Source organism: Pseudomonas botevensis (assembly GCF_019145475.1).
Classification (GTDB): Bacteria; Pseudomonadota; Gammaproteobacteria; order Pseudomonadales; family Pseudomonadaceae; genus Aquipseudomonas; species Aquipseudomonas botevensis.
Genome location: NZ_JAHTKI010000001.1, coordinates 564,790 through 581,614, shown reverse-complemented (window position 1 = coordinate 581,614; position 16,825 = coordinate 564,790). Strand labels below are relative to the sequence as shown.

General features: G+C 62.0%; 15 protein-coding genes and 1 riboswitch. Of the genes, 7 read left to right on the top strand and 8 right to left on the bottom strand.

Going from position 1 to position 16,825, the window contains the following annotated elements:
* Positions 1-55 precede the first annotated feature (55 nt).
* The gene (locus KVQ74_RS02785; protein WP_217829469.1) at positions 56-505 is read right to left on the bottom strand and encodes a c-type cytochrome; all 450 of its coding nucleotides are present in this window, start codon (positions 503-505) and stop codon (positions 56-58) included.
* Positions 506-632: 127 nt separating this feature from the next.
* Here KVQ74_RS02785 and mltA point away from each other — a divergent pair, with 127 nt between their 5' ends.
* Entirely contained in the window at positions 633-1,817 is a 1,185-nt protein-coding gene (mltA, locus tag KVQ74_RS02780; protein ID WP_217829468.1) for a murein transglycosylase A, read from the top strand.
* Positions 1,818-1,956: 139 nt separating this feature from the next.
* Here the strand turns inward: mltA and KVQ74_RS02775 are convergent, their stop codons facing one another.
* Positions 1,957-2,340: an MAPEG family protein gene (locus tag KVQ74_RS02775; RefSeq protein ID WP_217829467.1), complete on the bottom strand. Its 384-nt coding sequence runs from the start codon at positions 2,338-2,340 to the stop codon at positions 1,957-1,959.
* Between the two features lie 36 nt (positions 2,341-2,376).
* A complete protein-coding gene (locus KVQ74_RS02770; RefSeq protein WP_217829466.1) occupies positions 2,377-3,210 on the bottom strand; it encodes an EamA family transporter in 834 nt (277 codons plus the stop codon).
* Positions 3,211-3,428: 218 nt separating this feature from the next.
* On the opposite strand from KVQ74_RS02770, the gene KVQ74_RS02765 reads away from it, so the two are divergent.
* On the top strand, positions 3,429-4,598 hold the full coding sequence (locus tag KVQ74_RS02765; RefSeq protein WP_217829465.1) for an MFS transporter: 1,170 nt from the start codon (positions 3,429-3,431) through the stop codon (positions 4,596-4,598).
* 77 nt (positions 4,599-4,675) lie between these two features.
* A complete protein-coding gene (locus KVQ74_RS02760; protein ID WP_217829464.1) occupies positions 4,676-5,941 on the top strand; it encodes a cation:proton antiporter in 1,266 nt (421 codons plus the stop codon).
* Here KVQ74_RS02760 and KVQ74_RS02755 read toward each other — a convergent pair whose 3' ends face one another.
* The gene (locus KVQ74_RS02755; protein WP_217829463.1) at positions 5,942-6,832 is read right to left on the bottom strand and encodes a formate/nitrite transporter family protein; all 891 of its coding nucleotides are present in this window, start codon (positions 6,830-6,832) and stop codon (positions 5,942-5,944) included.
* Positions 6,833-7,006: 174 nt separating this feature from the next.
* Complete coding sequence (locus KVQ74_RS02750) at positions 7,007-7,411, bottom strand: acyl-CoA thioesterase (RefSeq protein ID WP_217829462.1); 405 nt, start codon at positions 7,409-7,411, stop codon at positions 7,007-7,009.
* A 197-nt stretch (positions 7,412-7,608) separates the two neighbouring features.
* Positions 7,609-7,707: riboswitch (S-adenosyl-L-homocysteine riboswitch) on the top strand.
* Positions 7,708-7,730: 23 nt separating this feature from the next.
* On the opposite strand from KVQ74_RS02750, the gene ahcY reads away from it, so the two are divergent.
* From ahcY to KVQ74_RS02730, 4 genes are all read left to right on the top strand, one after another.
* The gene (ahcY, locus tag KVQ74_RS02745; RefSeq protein ID WP_217829461.1) at positions 7,731-9,140 is read left to right on the top strand and encodes an adenosylhomocysteinase; all 1,410 of its coding nucleotides are present in this window, start codon (positions 7,731-7,733) and stop codon (positions 9,138-9,140) included.
* Between the two features lie 160 nt (positions 9,141-9,300).
* Positions 9,301-10,146 (top strand): methylenetetrahydrofolate reductase [NAD(P)H], encoded by an 846-nt coding sequence (metF, locus tag KVQ74_RS02740; protein ID WP_217829460.1) that lies wholly within the window; start codon positions 9,301-9,303, stop codon positions 10,144-10,146.
* Between the two features lie 150 nt (positions 10,147-10,296).
* Positions 10,297-11,109 carry a substrate-binding periplasmic protein gene (locus KVQ74_RS02735; protein ID WP_217829459.1) on the top strand — a complete coding sequence of 271 codons (813 nt, stop codon included), beginning with the start codon at positions 10,297-10,299 and terminating at the stop codon, positions 11,107-11,109.
* A 221-nt stretch (positions 11,110-11,330) separates the two neighbouring features.
* Positions 11,331-13,238 carry a DEAD/DEAH box helicase gene (locus KVQ74_RS02730; protein WP_217829458.1) on the top strand — a complete coding sequence of 636 codons (1,908 nt, stop codon included), beginning with the start codon at positions 11,331-11,333 and terminating at the stop codon, positions 13,236-13,238.
* A gap of 154 nt (positions 13,239-13,392) precedes the next feature.
* Here the strand turns inward: KVQ74_RS02730 and KVQ74_RS02725 are convergent, their stop codons facing one another.
* The 3 genes from KVQ74_RS02725 to KVQ74_RS02715 all read right to left on the bottom strand — a co-directional run bounded on the left by KVQ74_RS02725 (position 13,393) and on the right by KVQ74_RS02715 (position 16,695).
* The gene (locus KVQ74_RS02725) at positions 13,393-13,986 is read right to left on the bottom strand and encodes a YceI family protein (RefSeq protein ID WP_217829457.1); all 594 of its coding nucleotides are present in this window, start codon (positions 13,984-13,986) and stop codon (positions 13,393-13,395) included.
* A 32-nt stretch (positions 13,987-14,018) separates the two neighbouring features.
* Entirely contained in the window at positions 14,019-14,570 is a 552-nt protein-coding gene (locus KVQ74_RS02720; RefSeq protein WP_217829456.1) for a cytochrome b, read from the bottom strand.
* A 334-nt stretch (positions 14,571-14,904) separates the two neighbouring features.
* Positions 14,905-16,695 (bottom strand): flavin monoamine oxidase family protein, encoded by a 1,791-nt coding sequence (locus KVQ74_RS02715; protein WP_217829455.1) that lies wholly within the window; start codon positions 16,693-16,695, stop codon positions 14,905-14,907.
* Positions 16,696-16,825: the final 130 nt, after the last annotated feature.

The following is a 16,825-nucleotide window of genomic DNA, read 5'->3' as shown; positions in this document are numbered from 1 at the left end:
CTGCAAGCCGTGGGAGCGGGCTTGCCCGCGAAGGCGTCAGATCAGACACCGCGAATCAATGATCCCGAAACTCTTTATGGCAGGCACTGCAGGCATCTTCGACCTTCTGCACCGCCGGCCCCAGATTGCTGGCCGAGTAAGGTTGAACCTTGCTGGCGATCACCAGTTCACCGGTGGCCGCTTCAAGCGTGCGGGCCATTTCCTGGAAACGGGCCTGACGCAGCCAGACATCGTCCTTGGCGCTGGTGTGATCTTCTTCGCGCACCTGGGGAAAGTGTTTCCACGGTTCATGGGACAACGTATCGAGCTTCACCGCGCCGTCGGCGAATTTCGCCCCGTCGAAGGCAATGCGCCCACGCAGCATGCCGCCCAGGTCTTCGCCGGTCTTGAGCATCTGCTTGAAGATCGCCTTGCGCTGACCCAACGGGGAATTGGGATCGACTCCGCCACAGGCGGACAAGGTCAGACAGGCCAGCAATACAACAGAAATTCTTTTAAGAGTCATGGTGGCTTCGGTCACGGAAAACGGCGGCCAGTATCCTCGCGCCGCCGGAAAACACCAATAGCCCTATTAAAAATAAGGGTTGCATGAGCGCATGGAGCGCTCGCGCAACCGGTACAGGAAACTCTCCATGAACAGCCGTTTCAAGGCCTGGCGTCATCCGCTCTTCGCAACCCTGCCGCTGCTGGCGATTCTCGCCGGCTGCACCGGCGGCGACACGGCCAAACCGAAAACCCACGCCCTGGCCACCTACTCCAGCGCCACCTGGGAAGCGCTGCCGAGCGTGTCCGACAACGATCTGGTGGCCGGTTTCGGTTCATGGCGCAGCGCTTGCACCCGACTCAAGGCTGACCCGGTCTGGGGCGCAACCTGTGCCTCGGCAAGCAACGTGCCGCAAAGCGCCGGCGAGATCCGCGCGTTCCTCAAGCAGAACCTCGACGTCTATGGCCTGCGCGCCGAGAACGACAACCCCAATGGCCTGATCACCGGCTACTACGAACCGGTCTACCCCGGCAGCCTGACGCAGACCGAAACCGCCAACGTGCCGGTGTACGGCGTGCCCGAAGACATGATCATCGTCTCGCTGGACAGCATTTACCCGGAACTCAAGGGCAAGCGTCTGCGCGGGCGTCTCGAAGGTCGCGTGCTCAAGCCTTACGACGACGCGGCAACCATCGAAAGCAAAGGGGTCAAGGCACCGGTGGTGGCGTGGCTGACCGATCCGATGAACCTGCAATTTCTGCAAATCCAGGGTTCGGGGCGGATCCAGACCCGTGACGGACGCCAGCTGCGCATCGCCTACGCCGATCAGAACGGCCACCCCTACCGGCCCATCGGCCGCTGGCTGGTGGAACAGGGCGAACTGAAGAAAGAAGACGTGACCATGGGTGCGATCAGCAACTGGGCCAAGGCCAATCCGTCGCGCATCCCCGAATTGCTGGGCAGTAACCCGAGCTATGTGTTCTTCACGCGCAACCCGGACAGCAACGAAGGCCCGCGCGGTTCGCTGAACGTGCCGCTGACCGCTGGCTACAGCGCGGCGGTGGATCGCAAGGTGATTCCGCTGGGCAGCCTGCTGTGGCTCTCGACCACTCGTCCGGACGGCAGCGCGCTGGTGCGCCCGGTGGCGGCGCAGGACACCGGCGGCGCGATTGCCGGCGAAGTGCGTGCGGACCTGTTCTGGGGCACGGGCGATGCGGCCGGGCAACTGGCCGGGGACATGAAGCAGCAAGGGCAGATCTGGATGCTCTGGCCCAAAGGCGCGGCATTGCCGCAAGTGCCGCAGGTGCCTGACGCGGAAAAGGCCAAGCCTTGAGATAGAGGTCGGCGGTCAGATCGCTTTCGCGGGCAAGCCCGCTCCCAAGGGGATCAAAGGTGGGGTCAAGCGTTGTGTCCACCAATCTCCCTGTGGGAGTGGGCAAGCCCGCGAAGGGGCCGGCACCGACAGCTGAAAATCACACCGACACAATGAAGAAACTGACAATCAGCCCCATCCCGACAAACCACACCAACGACCGCAGGATCGCCCAGTCCGCCAGGTAGCAAATGATGTACAGCAGGCGACTGGTGATGAACAGCACCGCCAGCACGTTCACCGTCACCAGCTCAGCCGTGCCCACCAGATGCGCGACCAGCACCGCCGCGACAAACGCCGGGGTGACTTCGAAGCCGTTGAGCTGCGCGGCATGCGCGCGGCGGGCCAGACCGTTGAGGCTTTCGAGAAAGTCCCGGGGGTCGTGATTGTCACTGAGTCTGTAACCACCCGCGACCTTCGCCACCACCGTACACAGGTAAGGCAAAAAGATCGCGATCAAAACGCACCATAGAGCCACCGTCATAACACAGTCCCTTTTCAGTCATTGGAATGAGGGCGGTCAGAACTTCATCACCAGCATGCCGATCAGTACCAGCCCACAGGCTAAGAGCCGTGGCCGGCCGAAAGGTTCTTTCAGGTAACGCATGCCGAACAGCACCACCAGAATCACACTGATTTCCCGCAACGCCGCCGCTTCGGCAATCGAGCCCAACTGCATCGCCCACAGCACCAGAGCGTAGCTGAACAACACGCAGAACCCGACCGCCAGCCCCAGTTTCCACTGCTCGCGCCAGAACTGCATGAACGCCGGGCGCTTCGCCACCCACGCCAGCAGCGGAAACGGCCAGGCACTGAGCAGCGTGACCCACATCAGGTAATCCAGCGGATGCGACCAGCGCCGCAACGCCTGACCATCGATGTAGGTGTAGCAGCCGATGCACAGCCCGATCAGCGCCACCACCGGCAGCATCGACCACGGCAACCGCGCTCCGCCACCGCCCTGCCAGAGCAGGCAGACCATGCCGAACGGGATCAGCAGGATGCCGAAGATCTGCTGCGGGCTCAGCACCTCTCCGGCGAAAATCAGGGTCAGCGCCAGCACCACTAAAGGCGACAATCCGCGCATCAACGGATAGACCAGCCCGAGGTCGCCAACCCGGTAGGCCTGGATCAGCAGGTAGCGATAGAGCAGCTCGAACGCCGCCGAGGCGAGAATCCACGGCCAGATATCCAGCGGCGGCAGCTTCACGAAGGGCAATGCCACGGCGACGAACAACAGCGCCACGGTGTCCATGCAGGCCACGACCAGCAAGCGTTCGGCGCTGAATTTGATCAGGGTATTCCATGCAGCGTGCAGCAGCGCCGCCACCAACACCAGAACCGTCGCCAGCACCCCAGCACTCCTTATTTGTTCTGCAGTCGAGCCAATTAGTCAGATTATTGATTCGCGATGTGTCAGCAGCTGTTTATACTGCAAACGACCACGCCGCACTCAGTTGCGCACAGACTAATTCCAATAATTCCTGCCTGCCCCGTTCTCGTCCGAGACCGGTCGTCGGCCTGCGTATGCCTGATCACAGCGTCAAGACCAAAACGACAGAGACCTTGCGCATGCCCCTCGCCTTGCTTGCACTGGCCGTTGCCGCCTTCGGTATCGGCACCACTGAATTCGTCATCATGGGCCTGTTGCCCGATGTCGCCCGCGACCTCGCCGTGAGCATTCCCCACGCCGGCCTGCTGATCACTGGCTACGCCCTGGGTGTGGTGTTCGGTGCGCCGATCCTGGCGATCGGCACCGCGAACATGCCACGCAAGGCCACGCTGCTGGGAATGACGCTGATGTTCATCCTCGGCAATGTGCTCTGCGCACTGGCGCCGAACTACGCGACGCTGATGGCCGCACGAGTGGTCACCGCGCTGTGCCACGGGGCGTTTTTCGGGATTGGCTCGGTGGTCGCCGCCGGTCTGGTCGCACCGAACAAACGGGCGCAGGCGATCGCCATGATGTTCACCGGCCTGACCCTGGCCAACGTCCTCGGCGTACCGCTGGGCACCGCACTCGGTCAGTACGCCGGCTGGCGCTCGACGTTCTGGGCAGTGTCGGTGATCGGCGTGATCGCAGCCCTCGCCCAATGGCTGTGGCTGCCCCGGCACATCCCGATGGACAGGGCCAACCTCGCCAGCGAATTCAAGGTGCTGGGCAAGGTCAACGTGTTGCTGGCGCTGGGCATGAGCGTGCTGGCATCCACCAGTCTGTTCAGCGTGTTCACTTACATCGCACCGATCCTGCAAGACATCACCGGCGTCAGCCCCCACGGCGTGACCGTGATGCTGCTGTTGTTCGGGGTCGGCCTGACCGGCGGCAGCATGCTCGGCGGTCGCCTGGCGGACAGCCGCCTGCTGCCGTCGCTGGTCGGCGTGGCGTTGGCGGTGGTGGTGATTCTGGCGGCATTCAGCCAGACCAGCCGCTCGGTGGTTCCGGCGGCGATCACTCTGGTGCTGTGGGGGATCTTCGCCTTCGCGCTGTGCCCGATCCTGCAACTGCTGATCATCGATCAGGCCCACGAAGCGCCGAACCTCGGCTCGACCCTGAACCAAAGCGCCTTCAACCTGGGCAACGCAACCGGAGCGTGGCTCGGCGGGCTGGTGGTCGCCAGCGGCACCGACCTGGCGAACCTGCCATGGACCGGGGCGCTGGTTGGCGTGCTGACCGTGTTGGCGGCGCTGTTCTTTATTTATCTGCAACGTCGGAGCGTGGCTGCGGTCAATGTGTCTGGCTGATTGCGGGGTGCCTGTGAGCGCCGCCCTCACCCACCCCATCAAACCCCACTTTCCATCCCTCATCCAAAGGACCCCGGATGCTTGAGCTTGTCGCCGCTTTCATCTGCCTCACCACCCTCCTCACCTTCGTCAACTTCCGCTTCATCGGCCTGCCCCCGACCATCGGCGTGATGGTCACCGCGCTGATGTTCTCCCTGGCACTGCAAGGCCTGAGCCTGCTGGGTTACCCCGGCCTGGAAGAACGCGTCCAGCAACTGATCGGCCAGATCGACTTCGGTGATCTGCTGATGAACTGGATGCTGTCGTTCCTGCTGTTCGCCGGCGCCCTGCACGTCAATCTGAATGACCTGCGCAGCTATCGCTGGCCCATCGGCCTGTTGGCGACCTTCGGCGTGTTGATCGCCACCGCCGTGATCGGCAGCCTCGCCTACTACATCTTTGCCCTGTTCGGCTGGCACGTGAGTTTCCTCTACTGCCTGCTGTTCGGTGCGCTGATTTCGCCGACCGACCCGATCGCAGTACTGGGTGTGCTGCGTACCGCCAATGCCTCGAAGCCACTGAAAACCACCATCGTCGGCGAATCGCTGTTCAACGATGGCACCGCCGTGGTGGTGTTCACCGTGCTGCTGGGCATCGCGCAGCTGGGTGAGACGCCGACGCTCGGCGCCACGGCCATGCTGTTCGCCCACGAAGCCATTGGCGGCGTGCTGTTCGGCGGGCTGATCGGTTATCTGGTGTACCTGATGATCAAGAGCATCGAGCAGCACCAGATCGAAGTGATGCTGACCCTGGCGCTGGTGATCGGCGGCTCGGCGATGGCCACCGAGCTGCACGTTTCGGCGCCGATCGCGATGGTGGTGGCCGGGCTGATCATCGGCAACCTGGGCCGCAACCTGGCGATGAACGACATGACCCGCAAATACCTCGACGGCTTCTGGGAATTACTCGACGACATGCTCAACGCCCTGCTGTTCGCGCTGATCGGCATGGAGCTGTTGCTGCTGCCGTTCAACTGGCTGCATGTGGCGGCGGCGAGTCTGCTGGCCCTGGCGATCCTGCTCTCGCGCCTGCTCACCGTAGCCCCGGCCATCGTCCTGCTGCGGCGCTGGCGCACGGTGCCGAGCGGCACCATTCGCATCCTCACCTGGGGCGGGTTGCGTGGTGGTGTTTCAGTGGCGCTGGCCCTGGCCCTGCCGCTGGGGCCGGAGCGCGATCTGTTGCTGAGCATCACCTACATCGTGGTGTTGTCGTCGATCCTGTTGCAGGGCCTGACCATTGGCAAACTGGTCAAGCACGCAACGCGCAACGAGCCGGCGACCGTGGCCGAGCCGGCGCATCACTGATCATTTTTTGATCGACTGCGGATCGGGATTTTTCCCGGCCCGATCCGCACCTTCCTTCGGCGCGCCGCTTTCGCTGCGAATCTGCGCATGGCTGATCAGGGCAAAGATAAAACTGCCGCCGATGATGTTCCCCGCCAGCGTCGGCCCGGCAAACACCGCCCAGAAATCACTCCACGGCAGCTCGCCGGCAAACACCAGATACGACACCTCCGCCGAGCCCACGACAATGTGGGTGAAATCGCCGAGGGCCATGAAGTAGGTGATGAGGATGATGATCCACATCTTCGCGCTCTCCATGGACGGAATCATCCAGACCATGGTGGCGATCATCCAGCCGGAAACGATGCCTTTGGCGAACATCTGACTGGCGCTGTGTTCCATGACCTTGCGACCGATTTCGAGGAAGGCGACGTCGGTCTTGCTGTCGAAGATCGGCAACTCCAGCATTACGAACGCCACCAGCAGCGTGCCGCACAGGTTGCCGAACAGCACCACCGTCCACAGCCGCAGCAGTCGGCCGAAATTGCCGAGTGTCGGCTTGGTCATCACCGGCAGCACGGCGGTCAGGGTGTTTTCGGTGAACAGTTGCTGACGGGCGAGGATCACCGCGAGAAAACCGGCGCAATAGCCGAAACTGGCGATCACCTTGAACCCCTCGCCGTCGGGCAGGCGCGAGTTGAGCAGGCCCATGCCCATCAGCGACAGGCCCATGGTCAGCCCCGCCGCCAGCGCCGACCACCATAAGGCGGCGATGCTGCGCTCCAGTTCCTGGTCGCCCTGGGTGCGGATGATTTCATGCAGAACCGCCGCGCGGGGCGGCTGGTTTTTCTCGACTTCGTGCTGTTCCTTGGCGGAGAGGTCGGGGGTCTTGCCGGAGGTCGGAGTGGTCATGGCGTGCGAACCGTGGGGGTGTCATTTAGCTACGACACGCGCGGTTCGCGACTGTTCATTGGCCACGAGAATCTCTGCGCCTGCTGAAATCGCCTTCGCGGACAAGCCCGCGCTCACAGCGGATCAAGCGATCCTTGTGGGAGCAGGCTTGCTCGCGAATGGCGCGCCGCGATTTTACTGGTCGACTTCCTCATCCTTGAACTGATCCTTGACGTACTTGATCTCGGTCCGCCCGTGCGGCGCCGGCAAGCCATCTTCGCCAAGGTTGACGAAAACCATTTTCTCGACGGTCAGGATGCTCTTGCGGGTGATCTTGTTGCGCACTTCGCAAGTCAGGGTGATCGAGGTGCGGCCGAACTCGGTGGCGGTGATGCCCAGTTCGATGATGTCGCCCTGGCGCGAGGCGCTGACGAAGTTGATTTCGGAGATGTACTTGGTCACCACGCGCTGATTGCCCAACTGGACAATGGCGTAGATCGCCGCCTCTTCGTCGATCCAGCGCAGCAGACTGCCGCCGAACAGGGTGCCGTTGGGGTTGAGATCTTCGGGTTTTACCCATTTGCGGGTGTGGAAATTCATGCTCGCTCCTGACGTCTTGCCCAATGATGGTCGCCATCATGTCAGACCCAGCGGTCACGCTCCATGAGCCATCCGCTATGGCCATCATTGGCAATCTTCATCTGGCCGACAGAAACCCTTTGGAAGATCAGTCTAGACGGCTATAATCGCCGGCGTTTCAAAACGGTAACCTTCACTTGCTACCGTTTTCCCGCCACCTGTCCGAGGGGCGCTGCAGCAGGTTCAACCTGTCAGGCTCGGATGGGGCGTTGACTGGCCGAGGCCGGACACTAAACGCACAACGGCGCCCATTCGCATACTTTACGAATGGAGGCTCTTCATGAGCGCTGTAATCACGCCTGCAGATTTTACCGACTACAAAGTCGCCGACATGTCCCTGGCTGCCTGGGGCCGTCGCGAAACCATCATCGCCGAGTCGGAAATGCCAGCCCTGATGGGTCTGCGCCGCAAGTACGCTTCCGAGCAGCCGCTCAAGGGCGCGAAAATCCTCGGTTGCATCCACATGACCATTCAGACTGCCGTGCTGATCGAAACCCTGGTTGCCCTGGGTGCCGAAGTACGCTGGTCGTCCTGCAACATCTTCTCGACTCAGGATCAGGCCGCCGCGTCCATCGCCGCTGCCGGCATCCCGGTTTTCGCCTGGAAAGGCGAGACTGAAGAAGAGTACGAGTGGTGCCTGGAGCAGACCATCCTCAAGGATGGCCAGCCATGGGACGCCAACATGATCCTCGACGACGGCGGCGATCTGACCCAGCTGCTGCACGACAAGTACCCACAGGTTCTGGATCGCGTTCACGGCGTGACCGAAGAGACCACCACCGGCGTTCACCGTCTGCTGGACATGCTGGCCAAGGGCGAGCTGAAGATCCCGGCCATCAACGTCAACGACTCGGTGACCAAGTCCAAGAACGACAACAAGTACGGCTGCCGTCACAGCCTGAACGACGCGATCAAGCGCGGCACCGACCACCTGCTGTCCGGCAAGCAAGCGCTGGTCATCGGCTACGGTGACGTGGGCAAGGGTTCGGCCCAGTCCCTGCGTCAGGAAGGCATGATCGTCAAGGTTTCCGAAGTTGACCCGATCTGCGCCATGCAAGCCTGCATGGACGGTTTCGAACTGGTTTCGCCGTTCATCGACGGTATCAACGACGGCACCGAAGCAAGCATCGACAAAGCGCTGCTGGGCAAGATCGACCTGATCGTGACCACCACCGGTAACGTCAACGTTTGCGACGCAAACATGCTCAAAGCCCTGAAGAAGCGCGCCGTTGTCTGCAACATCGGTCACTTCGACAACGAAATCGACACCGCTTTCATGCGCAAGAACTGGGCATGGGAAGAAGTGAAGCCACAGGTACACAAGATCCACCGTACCGGCCCGGGCGCTTTCGACGCTCAGAACGACGACTACCTGATCCTGCTGGCCGAAGGCCGTCTGGTGAACCTGGGCAACGCCACCGGTCACCCGAGCCGCATCATGGACGGTTCGTTCGCCAACCAGGTTCTGGCACAGATCTTCCTGTTCGGCCAGAAGTACGCCGACCTGTCGCCAGCCCAGAAAGCCGAGCGCCTGACCGTTGAAGTACTGCCGAAGAAACTCGACGAAGAAGTGGCCCTGGAAATGGTTCGCGGCTTCGGCGGCGTGGTCACTCAACTGACCAAGCAGCAGGCTGACTACATCGGCGTGACCGTCGAAGGCCCGTTCAAGCCGCACGCTTACCGCTACTGATCGACGCGGCCGCCCGCTCTCCCTGTGGGGGCGGGCTTGCCCGCGAAAGCGGTGTGTCAGACGACATCGATGCCGGATGTGCTGACGCCTTCGCGGGCAAGCCCGCTCCCACATGGGTTATGCCTGCGCTCCCGGCTTACGAGTTTCCAAGGGTATGACCATGTCCCAAGAACGTCGCTACAGCTTCGAGTTCTTCCCGACCAAGACCGATGCTGGGCAAGAAAAACTGCTCGCCACTGCCCGTCAGTTGGCTACTTACAATCCCGACTTCTTTTCCTGCACCTATGGCGCTGGTGGTTCGACCCGTGATCGCACCCTCAACACCGTGCTGCAGCTGGAAAACGAAGTGAAAATCCCCGCCGCGCCGCACCTGTCGTGCGTCGGCGACAGCAAGGACGACCTGCGCGGCCTGCTGAGCGAATACAAGGCCGCCGGCATCAAGCGCATCGTTGCCCTGCGTGGCGACCTGCCATCCGGCATGGGCATGACCAGCGGTGAGCTGCGTCACGCCAATGAGCTGGTTGAATTCATTCGTGAAGAAACCGGCGGGCATTTCCACATTGAAGTCGCCGCTTACCCGGAAATGCATCCGCAAGCGCGCAACTTCGAAGACGATATCGCCAACTTCGTACGCAAGGCCAAGGCCGGCGCCGACAGCGCGATCACCCAGTACTTCTTCAACGCCGACAGCTATTTCTACTTCGTCGACCGTTTGCAGGCCGCGGGCGTGGACATTCCAGTCGTGCCGGGGATCATGCCGATCACCAACTACAGCAAACTCGCGCGCTTCTCCGATGCCTGCGGTGCGGAAATCCCGCGCTGGATCCGCAAGCAGCTGGAAGCCTACGGCGACGACACCCAAAGCATTCAGCGCTTCGGCGAGCAGGTCGTCACCGACATGTGCGAGCGTCTGTTGCAGGGCGGCGCGCCAGGGCTGCACTTCTATTCCATGAACCAGGCAGAACCCAGCCTGGCGATCTGGAATAACCTGAAGCTGCCGCGTTGAAACAGCCACACGCTGAACGCTGACAGATTCACGCAAGATCAAAAGATCGCCGCCTGCCGCAGGCGGCGATCTTTTGCTTTTAAATCCCCGAATTAGAGCTTGTGCAGGCACTTTCTGGCTCTTTCCGGTTTCTCGTCGTAATCTCAAGCCATGCCTTTGATCACGCAATTATTCGCCGTGCTGGTTTTTGCTTGCCTGAGCTTTGCAGCCCGGGGCGAGAAGTTGCGTATTGTCACCGAGCCGTGGGCACCTTACGTGTATGAGGAGAACGGCAAAAACCTCGGTCTGGACTACGAAACCACCGCCATTGTGTTCAAGCGCCTGGGAATCGAAGTCGAGTGGCAGTTCCTGCCGTGGAAGCGCTGCCTGTCGATGCTCGAAACCGGCCAGGCCGACGGCGCGCTCGACATCTTCCACAGCGACGAACGCGACGCCACCCTGCTCTACCCCAGCGAACCGCTGTCGGACGTGGAGTTCGTGCTGTTCTACGCCAACGAACGTCCCCATCCATTTCGCTCCCTCGATGAGCTCAAGGGCCTGACCATCGGCACCTCGCCGGGTTATCTGTACAGCCCGGACTTCCGCGAATCTCCGCTCTTTACCCGCGAGCCCGCGCCGACCCACGAGGCCAATTTCGGCAAACTGGTGCGCGGACGCATCGACCTGCTGATTACCGACCGCCGGGTCGGCCAGCATTTGCTCGATGAGCTGGACATCCGCGACAAAATCACTGAAAACCCCACGGTCATCAGCCGCCAGAGCCAGTTTCTCGCGGTGCGACGCAATGCAGGAATGGATTTGCTGGTGCAGCGTTTCGGTGCCGAACTCAAGCGTTTCAAGCGTGAACCGGCCTATGCCGAACTGAGCGCCCGCTATGGCGCAGACCCTTCCCTGGGCGTTCCGCCGGGCACCGCCACCGCCAGCGGCAAAACCGTTGAGCAGCAGGAACGCGGCGCACAGTGATTGCTCTGTTATACTCCGGCCTCCCGCCAGGCTCACGCCCGGACGCGCGGAACCGTAACAGGCCTCTCGACCCGCTACAGCGCAGCTTTTCAGCCCGCGCGAGCGCTCCAGACGTGCCTTCGGGACCGTAGCAGGACCGGACGGGATTGCGTCCTCTTAAACGCCATTCGCGCCAGGCAAGACTCCCATTGGGCCAAGCCCTAACTAAAACAGGATTACTCATGTCCTTTGCTTCCCTCGGTCTCTCCGAGGCTTTGGTCCGCGCTATCGAAGACGCGGGCTATACCGAGCCTACTCCGGTGCAACAGCGGGCCATCCCCGCCGTGTTGCAAGGTCGCGACCTGATGGTCGCGGCACAGACAGGTACTGGTAAAACCGGCGGTTTCGCCCTCCCGATCCTGGAGCGGTTGTTCCCCAACGGTCACCCGGACAAATCCCAGCGTCACGGCCCGCGCCAACCCCGCGTACTGGTCCTGACCCCGACCCGCGAACTCGCGGCCCAGGTTCACGACAGCTTCAAGATCTACGCCCGTGACCTGAAATTCGTCAGCGCCTGCATCTTCGGTGGCGTCGGCATGAACCCGCAGGTCCAGGCCATGGCCCGTGGCGTCGATGTGCTGGTGGCGTGCCCCGGCCGTCTGCTCGACCTTGCCGGACAAGGCAGCATCGATCTGTCCCACGTCGAAATCCTCGTGCTCGACGAAGCCGACCGCATGCTCGACATGGGCTTCGTCCATGACGTGAAGAAAGTCCTCGCGCGTCTGCCGGCCAAGCGCCAGAACCTGCTGTTCTCGGCGACGTTCTCCAAAGACATCACCGACCTCGCCGGCAAGCTGCTGCACAACCCGGAACGCATCGAAGTGACGCCGCCGAACACCACGGTCGAGCGCATCGAGCAACGCGTCTTCCGTCTGCCGGCCAGCCACAAGCGTGCGCTGCTGGCGCACCTGATCACCGCTGGCGCGTGGGAACAGGTACTGGTGTTCACCCGTACCAAGCACGGCGCCAACCGTCTGGCCGAATACCTGGACAAACATGGCCTGCCGGCCGTGGCGATCCACGGTAACAAGAGCCAGAACGCGCGGACCAAGGCCCTGGCCGACTTCAAGGCCAACGAAGTGCGCATTCTGGTCGCCACCGACATCGCCGCCCGTGGCCTGGACATCGACCAGTTGCCACACGTGGTCAACTTCGAACTGCCGAACGTCGATGAAGACTACGTACACCGCATCGGTCGTACCGGTCGTGCCGGTCGTTCGGGCGAGGCGATCTCGCTGGTCGCGCCGGACGAAGAAAAACTGCTGAAAAGCATCGAACGCATGACCAAGCAGAAAATCGCCGACGGCGACCTGATGGGCTTCGACGCCAGCACCATCGAAGCCGAGAAACCGGAAGCCCGTGAACGTCCGGACATGCGCAACCCGCGCAATGCCCGTGGCCCGCGCGGCGACGGCCCGAATGGCGGTGGCGGCGGTCGTAAAGACAAAGGCAAGGACAAGGGCAAGGAAAAACCGGCCGGCGAGCGCGGTGAGCGTAGCGAACGGGGTGAACGCGGCGAGCGTCCTGCCCGTCAGCAGAAGCCACGCGAAGGCACCCCGGCCCGCGAGCAGCGCCAGCCAAGTCAGCCGCCACGCGCCGCTGCCGATCGGGCGCCGGATGAATTCCTCGACGACGATATCGATAACTTCGGTAACCGCGTCGACTACGTGCCGAAGCAGGCTCCGGCCGGCGGGCGTGGTCGTCGTCCTGGCGGTGGCCAGGGTCAGGGCGCAGGCTCGGGCGCACCGCGCAACGGTCAGTCGCAAGGTCGCCAGAACGGCCCACGCAGCAATGGCGGCGGCTCGAGCAGCGGCACCGGCACCGGCACACCGCAGGGCAAACGCAACGGTCCGCGCAACGGCGCACCGCGTGACGGCCAGGGTCGTCGCGACGAGTCCTCGCGCAACCGCCGCCCGGCCCGTGACGATCAGCAGCGCGCCGAACCAGCCGTGCAGAACCCGCGCAGCAGCGGGCCGAAGATCATGCACAAGGAATCGAAAGCCGACCGCTTCCCGACGCCAGAGCAACTCGATCAACTGCCAAGCCGTCCGCGCGGCGAAAAACCGGCCTTGCTGACCCGCAATCGCTGAGTTTTTCCCTGCACTGAAAAATGCCCCTGACGGGGCATTTTTTATGGGCGACACCTTCCGCCACGGGAACCCGGCGACGCTGGCGAAATATGTCAGGCAATAAAAAACGCCCCCGGCCACAAGACCGGGGGCGTTTTTGTGTGTCGGGCGAAAATTACTTCGCTTTCACACCTTCGAACGAGATGTACAGGTCGACGTTGTTCGACGCCGGGCCCAGATCCATCATCTTGCCGAAATCCTGGCGATTGACGCTGGTGGTGCCTTCGAAGCCGGCACGGTAGCCGCCCCATGGATCCTTGCCTTCGCCCAGGAACACAGCCTTGACCACGATCGGCTTGGTCACGCCGTGCAGGGTCAGGTCGCCGGTCACGTCGGCAGTGTCTTTGCCGGCGGCGTTCTTGCCGGTGGATTTGACGCTGGTGGAGACGAACTTGGCGTCAGCGAATTTGCCCACGTCCAGGAAGTCTTTGCTGGCGATGTGCTTGTCGCGCTCGGCGTGGTTGGTGAACACGCTGGCGGTGCGCACGTTGAATTCGATCTTGCTGTCTTCAGGCTTGGCGGCGTCGAAGCTGAACTTGCCGTCGATGTCCTTGAAAGTACCGGTGATGTAGCTGTAGCCCAGGTGGCTGATCTTGAAGTCGACAAAGGCGTGCTGGCCTTCCTTGTCAACGGTGTAATCGGCGGCCATTACGTTGGCGGACAGTACGGCGGAGCCGATTGCCAGAGCGGCCAGAGTCTTTTTCAACATGCTTTCTTTTCCTTTGGAGTCGAGGTTGAACATCAGGCTTTGCGGCCGAGCATTCGAGTCAGGGTCGCATCACGATCAATAAAGTGGTGCTTCAATGCTGCCAACGCATGGAGGCCGGAAAAAATTACCAGCGCCCAGGCCAGGTACAGATGAATCACCCCAGCGGTATCTGCCTGATCCGGTAGTCCGGAAATCAATGCAGGGACTTCAAACAGGCCAAACACCGGAATCCCGACACCGTCTGCGGTGGAAATCAGGTAACCGGCAAGCATCACAGCGAACAGACCGAAATACAGAAACGCGTGGCCGAACTTTGCACCGATGCGCGTCATGCGGCTGTAGCTATCCAGCGTCGATGGCGGCGGGCTGACAAAGCGCCACAGCACCCGTAACAGCATCACGCCCAGCAGCACCAGACCGATGCTCTTGTGCAGATCCGGCGCGTCTTTGCGCCAGGTGCTGTAGTAATCCAGCCCTACCATCCACAGGCCGAGCGCGAACAGTCCGAAGACCGCCAGCGCCACACCCCAGTGCATAAAGATGCTGACCCAACCGTAGCGCGAAGAAGAGTTACGTAGCTGCATTGCCCAAATCCTGTGAGAACTGCGAACCAAGACTAGCGAGTTATCTATCGAATTAAAGCGGAAAATTTCGCTTTGAAATATCGAGAAATACGATCAAGAGTCTGTAAGTGGTGAGTTAAGGAAAGATTAAAGGCCAACGCGTGGCGAGAGATTAGTGCGTAGATCGCAGATTTTCTTTGCCTGATCCGCCCTCTTTGCGGGCAAGCCGTATTCCACGGCATACCGTACTCACCGGCATGACTTGGTCAAAAGTGTGAGCAGATTTTCGCGAGATGATCTTGCAGGCAAAAAAAAGCGCGGCCTCAGAGCCGCGCTTTTCTGTTTACCGCAAGGCTTACTGCGCCTTGGTCTCGGTGCTTGCCGCCGATTTTGCCGCTGGCTTCTTGGCTGGCTCGGCCTTTTTCGCCGGGGCCTTGGCCGGAGCTTTTTTCGCGTCGGACTTGGCTGCAGGCTTCTTCGCCGTCGATTTGGCCGGGGCCTTTTTCGCCGGTTCGGCTTTTACCGGAGCGGCTGGCTTCGGCGCTTCCACCGGGGCGGGTGCTGGGGCCGGCGTCGGTGCAGGCGCTGGCGCTGGCGCAACCGGAGCTGGCGCCGGCGCCGGGGCCTTGGCCGGCTCTGGCTTCTTGTCGTCGTCCGAACCACCGAACAGGTTGCTGAAGAAGTTGCCCTTCTTCGCCGCCACCGCACCACCGGCCGCACCTGCTGCCACAGCGGCAGCCGCGGCTGTCGGGCCGACCTTGACCGGCTCGAACGACTTGCCGGCCGCCAGGTCCTCAACCTGACCGGCCGCGCGCTGACCAGTGCGCAGCGCACCTTCCAGGGTGCCCGGATACAGGGTGTCGGTGTGTTCGCCGGCAAACGCTACACGCTGCAACGGACGCTCCCACAGGCGCCAGTATTTGCTGATCTGGCCAGGACCGAACGCCAGGTAGGAACCGCCCGTGGACGGGTCGGTGCTGTAGCGACGGATTTCATAACCGGTGAACGAGCCACGGGCCTGTGGATAGAAGGTGTGCAGACGAATCAGTACCTGATCGGCCATCTGCTTGTCGCCGAAGGCCTGCATCACTCGCGCGTTATCGCCGGACAGGTTGATCACCACGTTGGCGCCGCCCTTGAGCGCCGGTTCGATCCACAACATGCCAAGGCCGGTGTTGCTGAAGATCTCGCCGGACATCCGCGCCTTGCTTTCCCAGACCGGTGTCTTGAACTTCAACATGATCTGGTCGCGCCAGCCGTAGTTGGTGCCCTTGATCGCAGCCAGGTGCTGAGCGTCCAGTGCCGGGATCATCTGAATATTGTTCAGCGCACGCAGCGGCACGGCCAGCACCACGTAATCGGCCTGGTAACCCACGCCGCCGACCTTGACGGTCACGCCGTCCTTGTCCTGGGTGATGGCGGAAACCGGCGAGCTGGTCTTGATGGTCTTGATCTGCTTGACGAAGGCCTGGGCCAGCACCGCGCTGCCGCCGACCAGGCGCGAAGCCCGCAGGTCGCGGTCGGACACGCCACGGTAAACCCGGCTCTGCTGCGCGAAGTACAGCAGCGACAGGCGCGACGGCTCGTCGTAGCGGGTGCGGATCTGCTGGTTGATCAACTGGCGCGCGGTGGCCGGCAGGTTCTGCTTGTCGAGCCAGCTCGACACGTTGATCTGATCCAGCGCGTGCAGGGTGTTGGTGGACGCCGGGTTCTGCGGGTCGTCGATCGAACGCGCCAGGTCGTCGAGGGTTTTCTCGTAGCGTTTCAGCGCCTCGGAGGTGGCCGGCTGCTTGGTCGCCAGATCGGCGGCGGAGAAGTAATCGCCATCGATCAGGTAACCCGGCGTTCGCACGAACTCAGGCGCCGGCGTGGTGCTCAGCTTGAACGTCGAGACGTATTTGTTCAGCACCGGCTGGGTCTTGTCGTTGCCGATCCACTCGCTGGTGGCCATGCCGGAACGACCGCCCAGGCTCGGCTTGGCTTCCAGCAAGGTCACCTGCCAGCCCTTGTTCTGCAGCTCGTAAGCCGCCGTCAGGCCCGACAGGCCGCCGCCGATCACGATCGCGGTTTTATCCTTGGCCAGCGCCGTAACGCTGAACAGCCCCAACACCACCAGCGCACAGGCGCGCAGCCAACCGACAGACATTCAGCGAACTCCGGAAATACACGGGAAAAAAGCAGTTTTGCGGGCCAGTCGACCCAAAGAACCGCGAAGAATACGTCAGCCATCAAAACGCCGCCAGCGACGTCTATCGACCTATGGAAAGTAGCTCAAT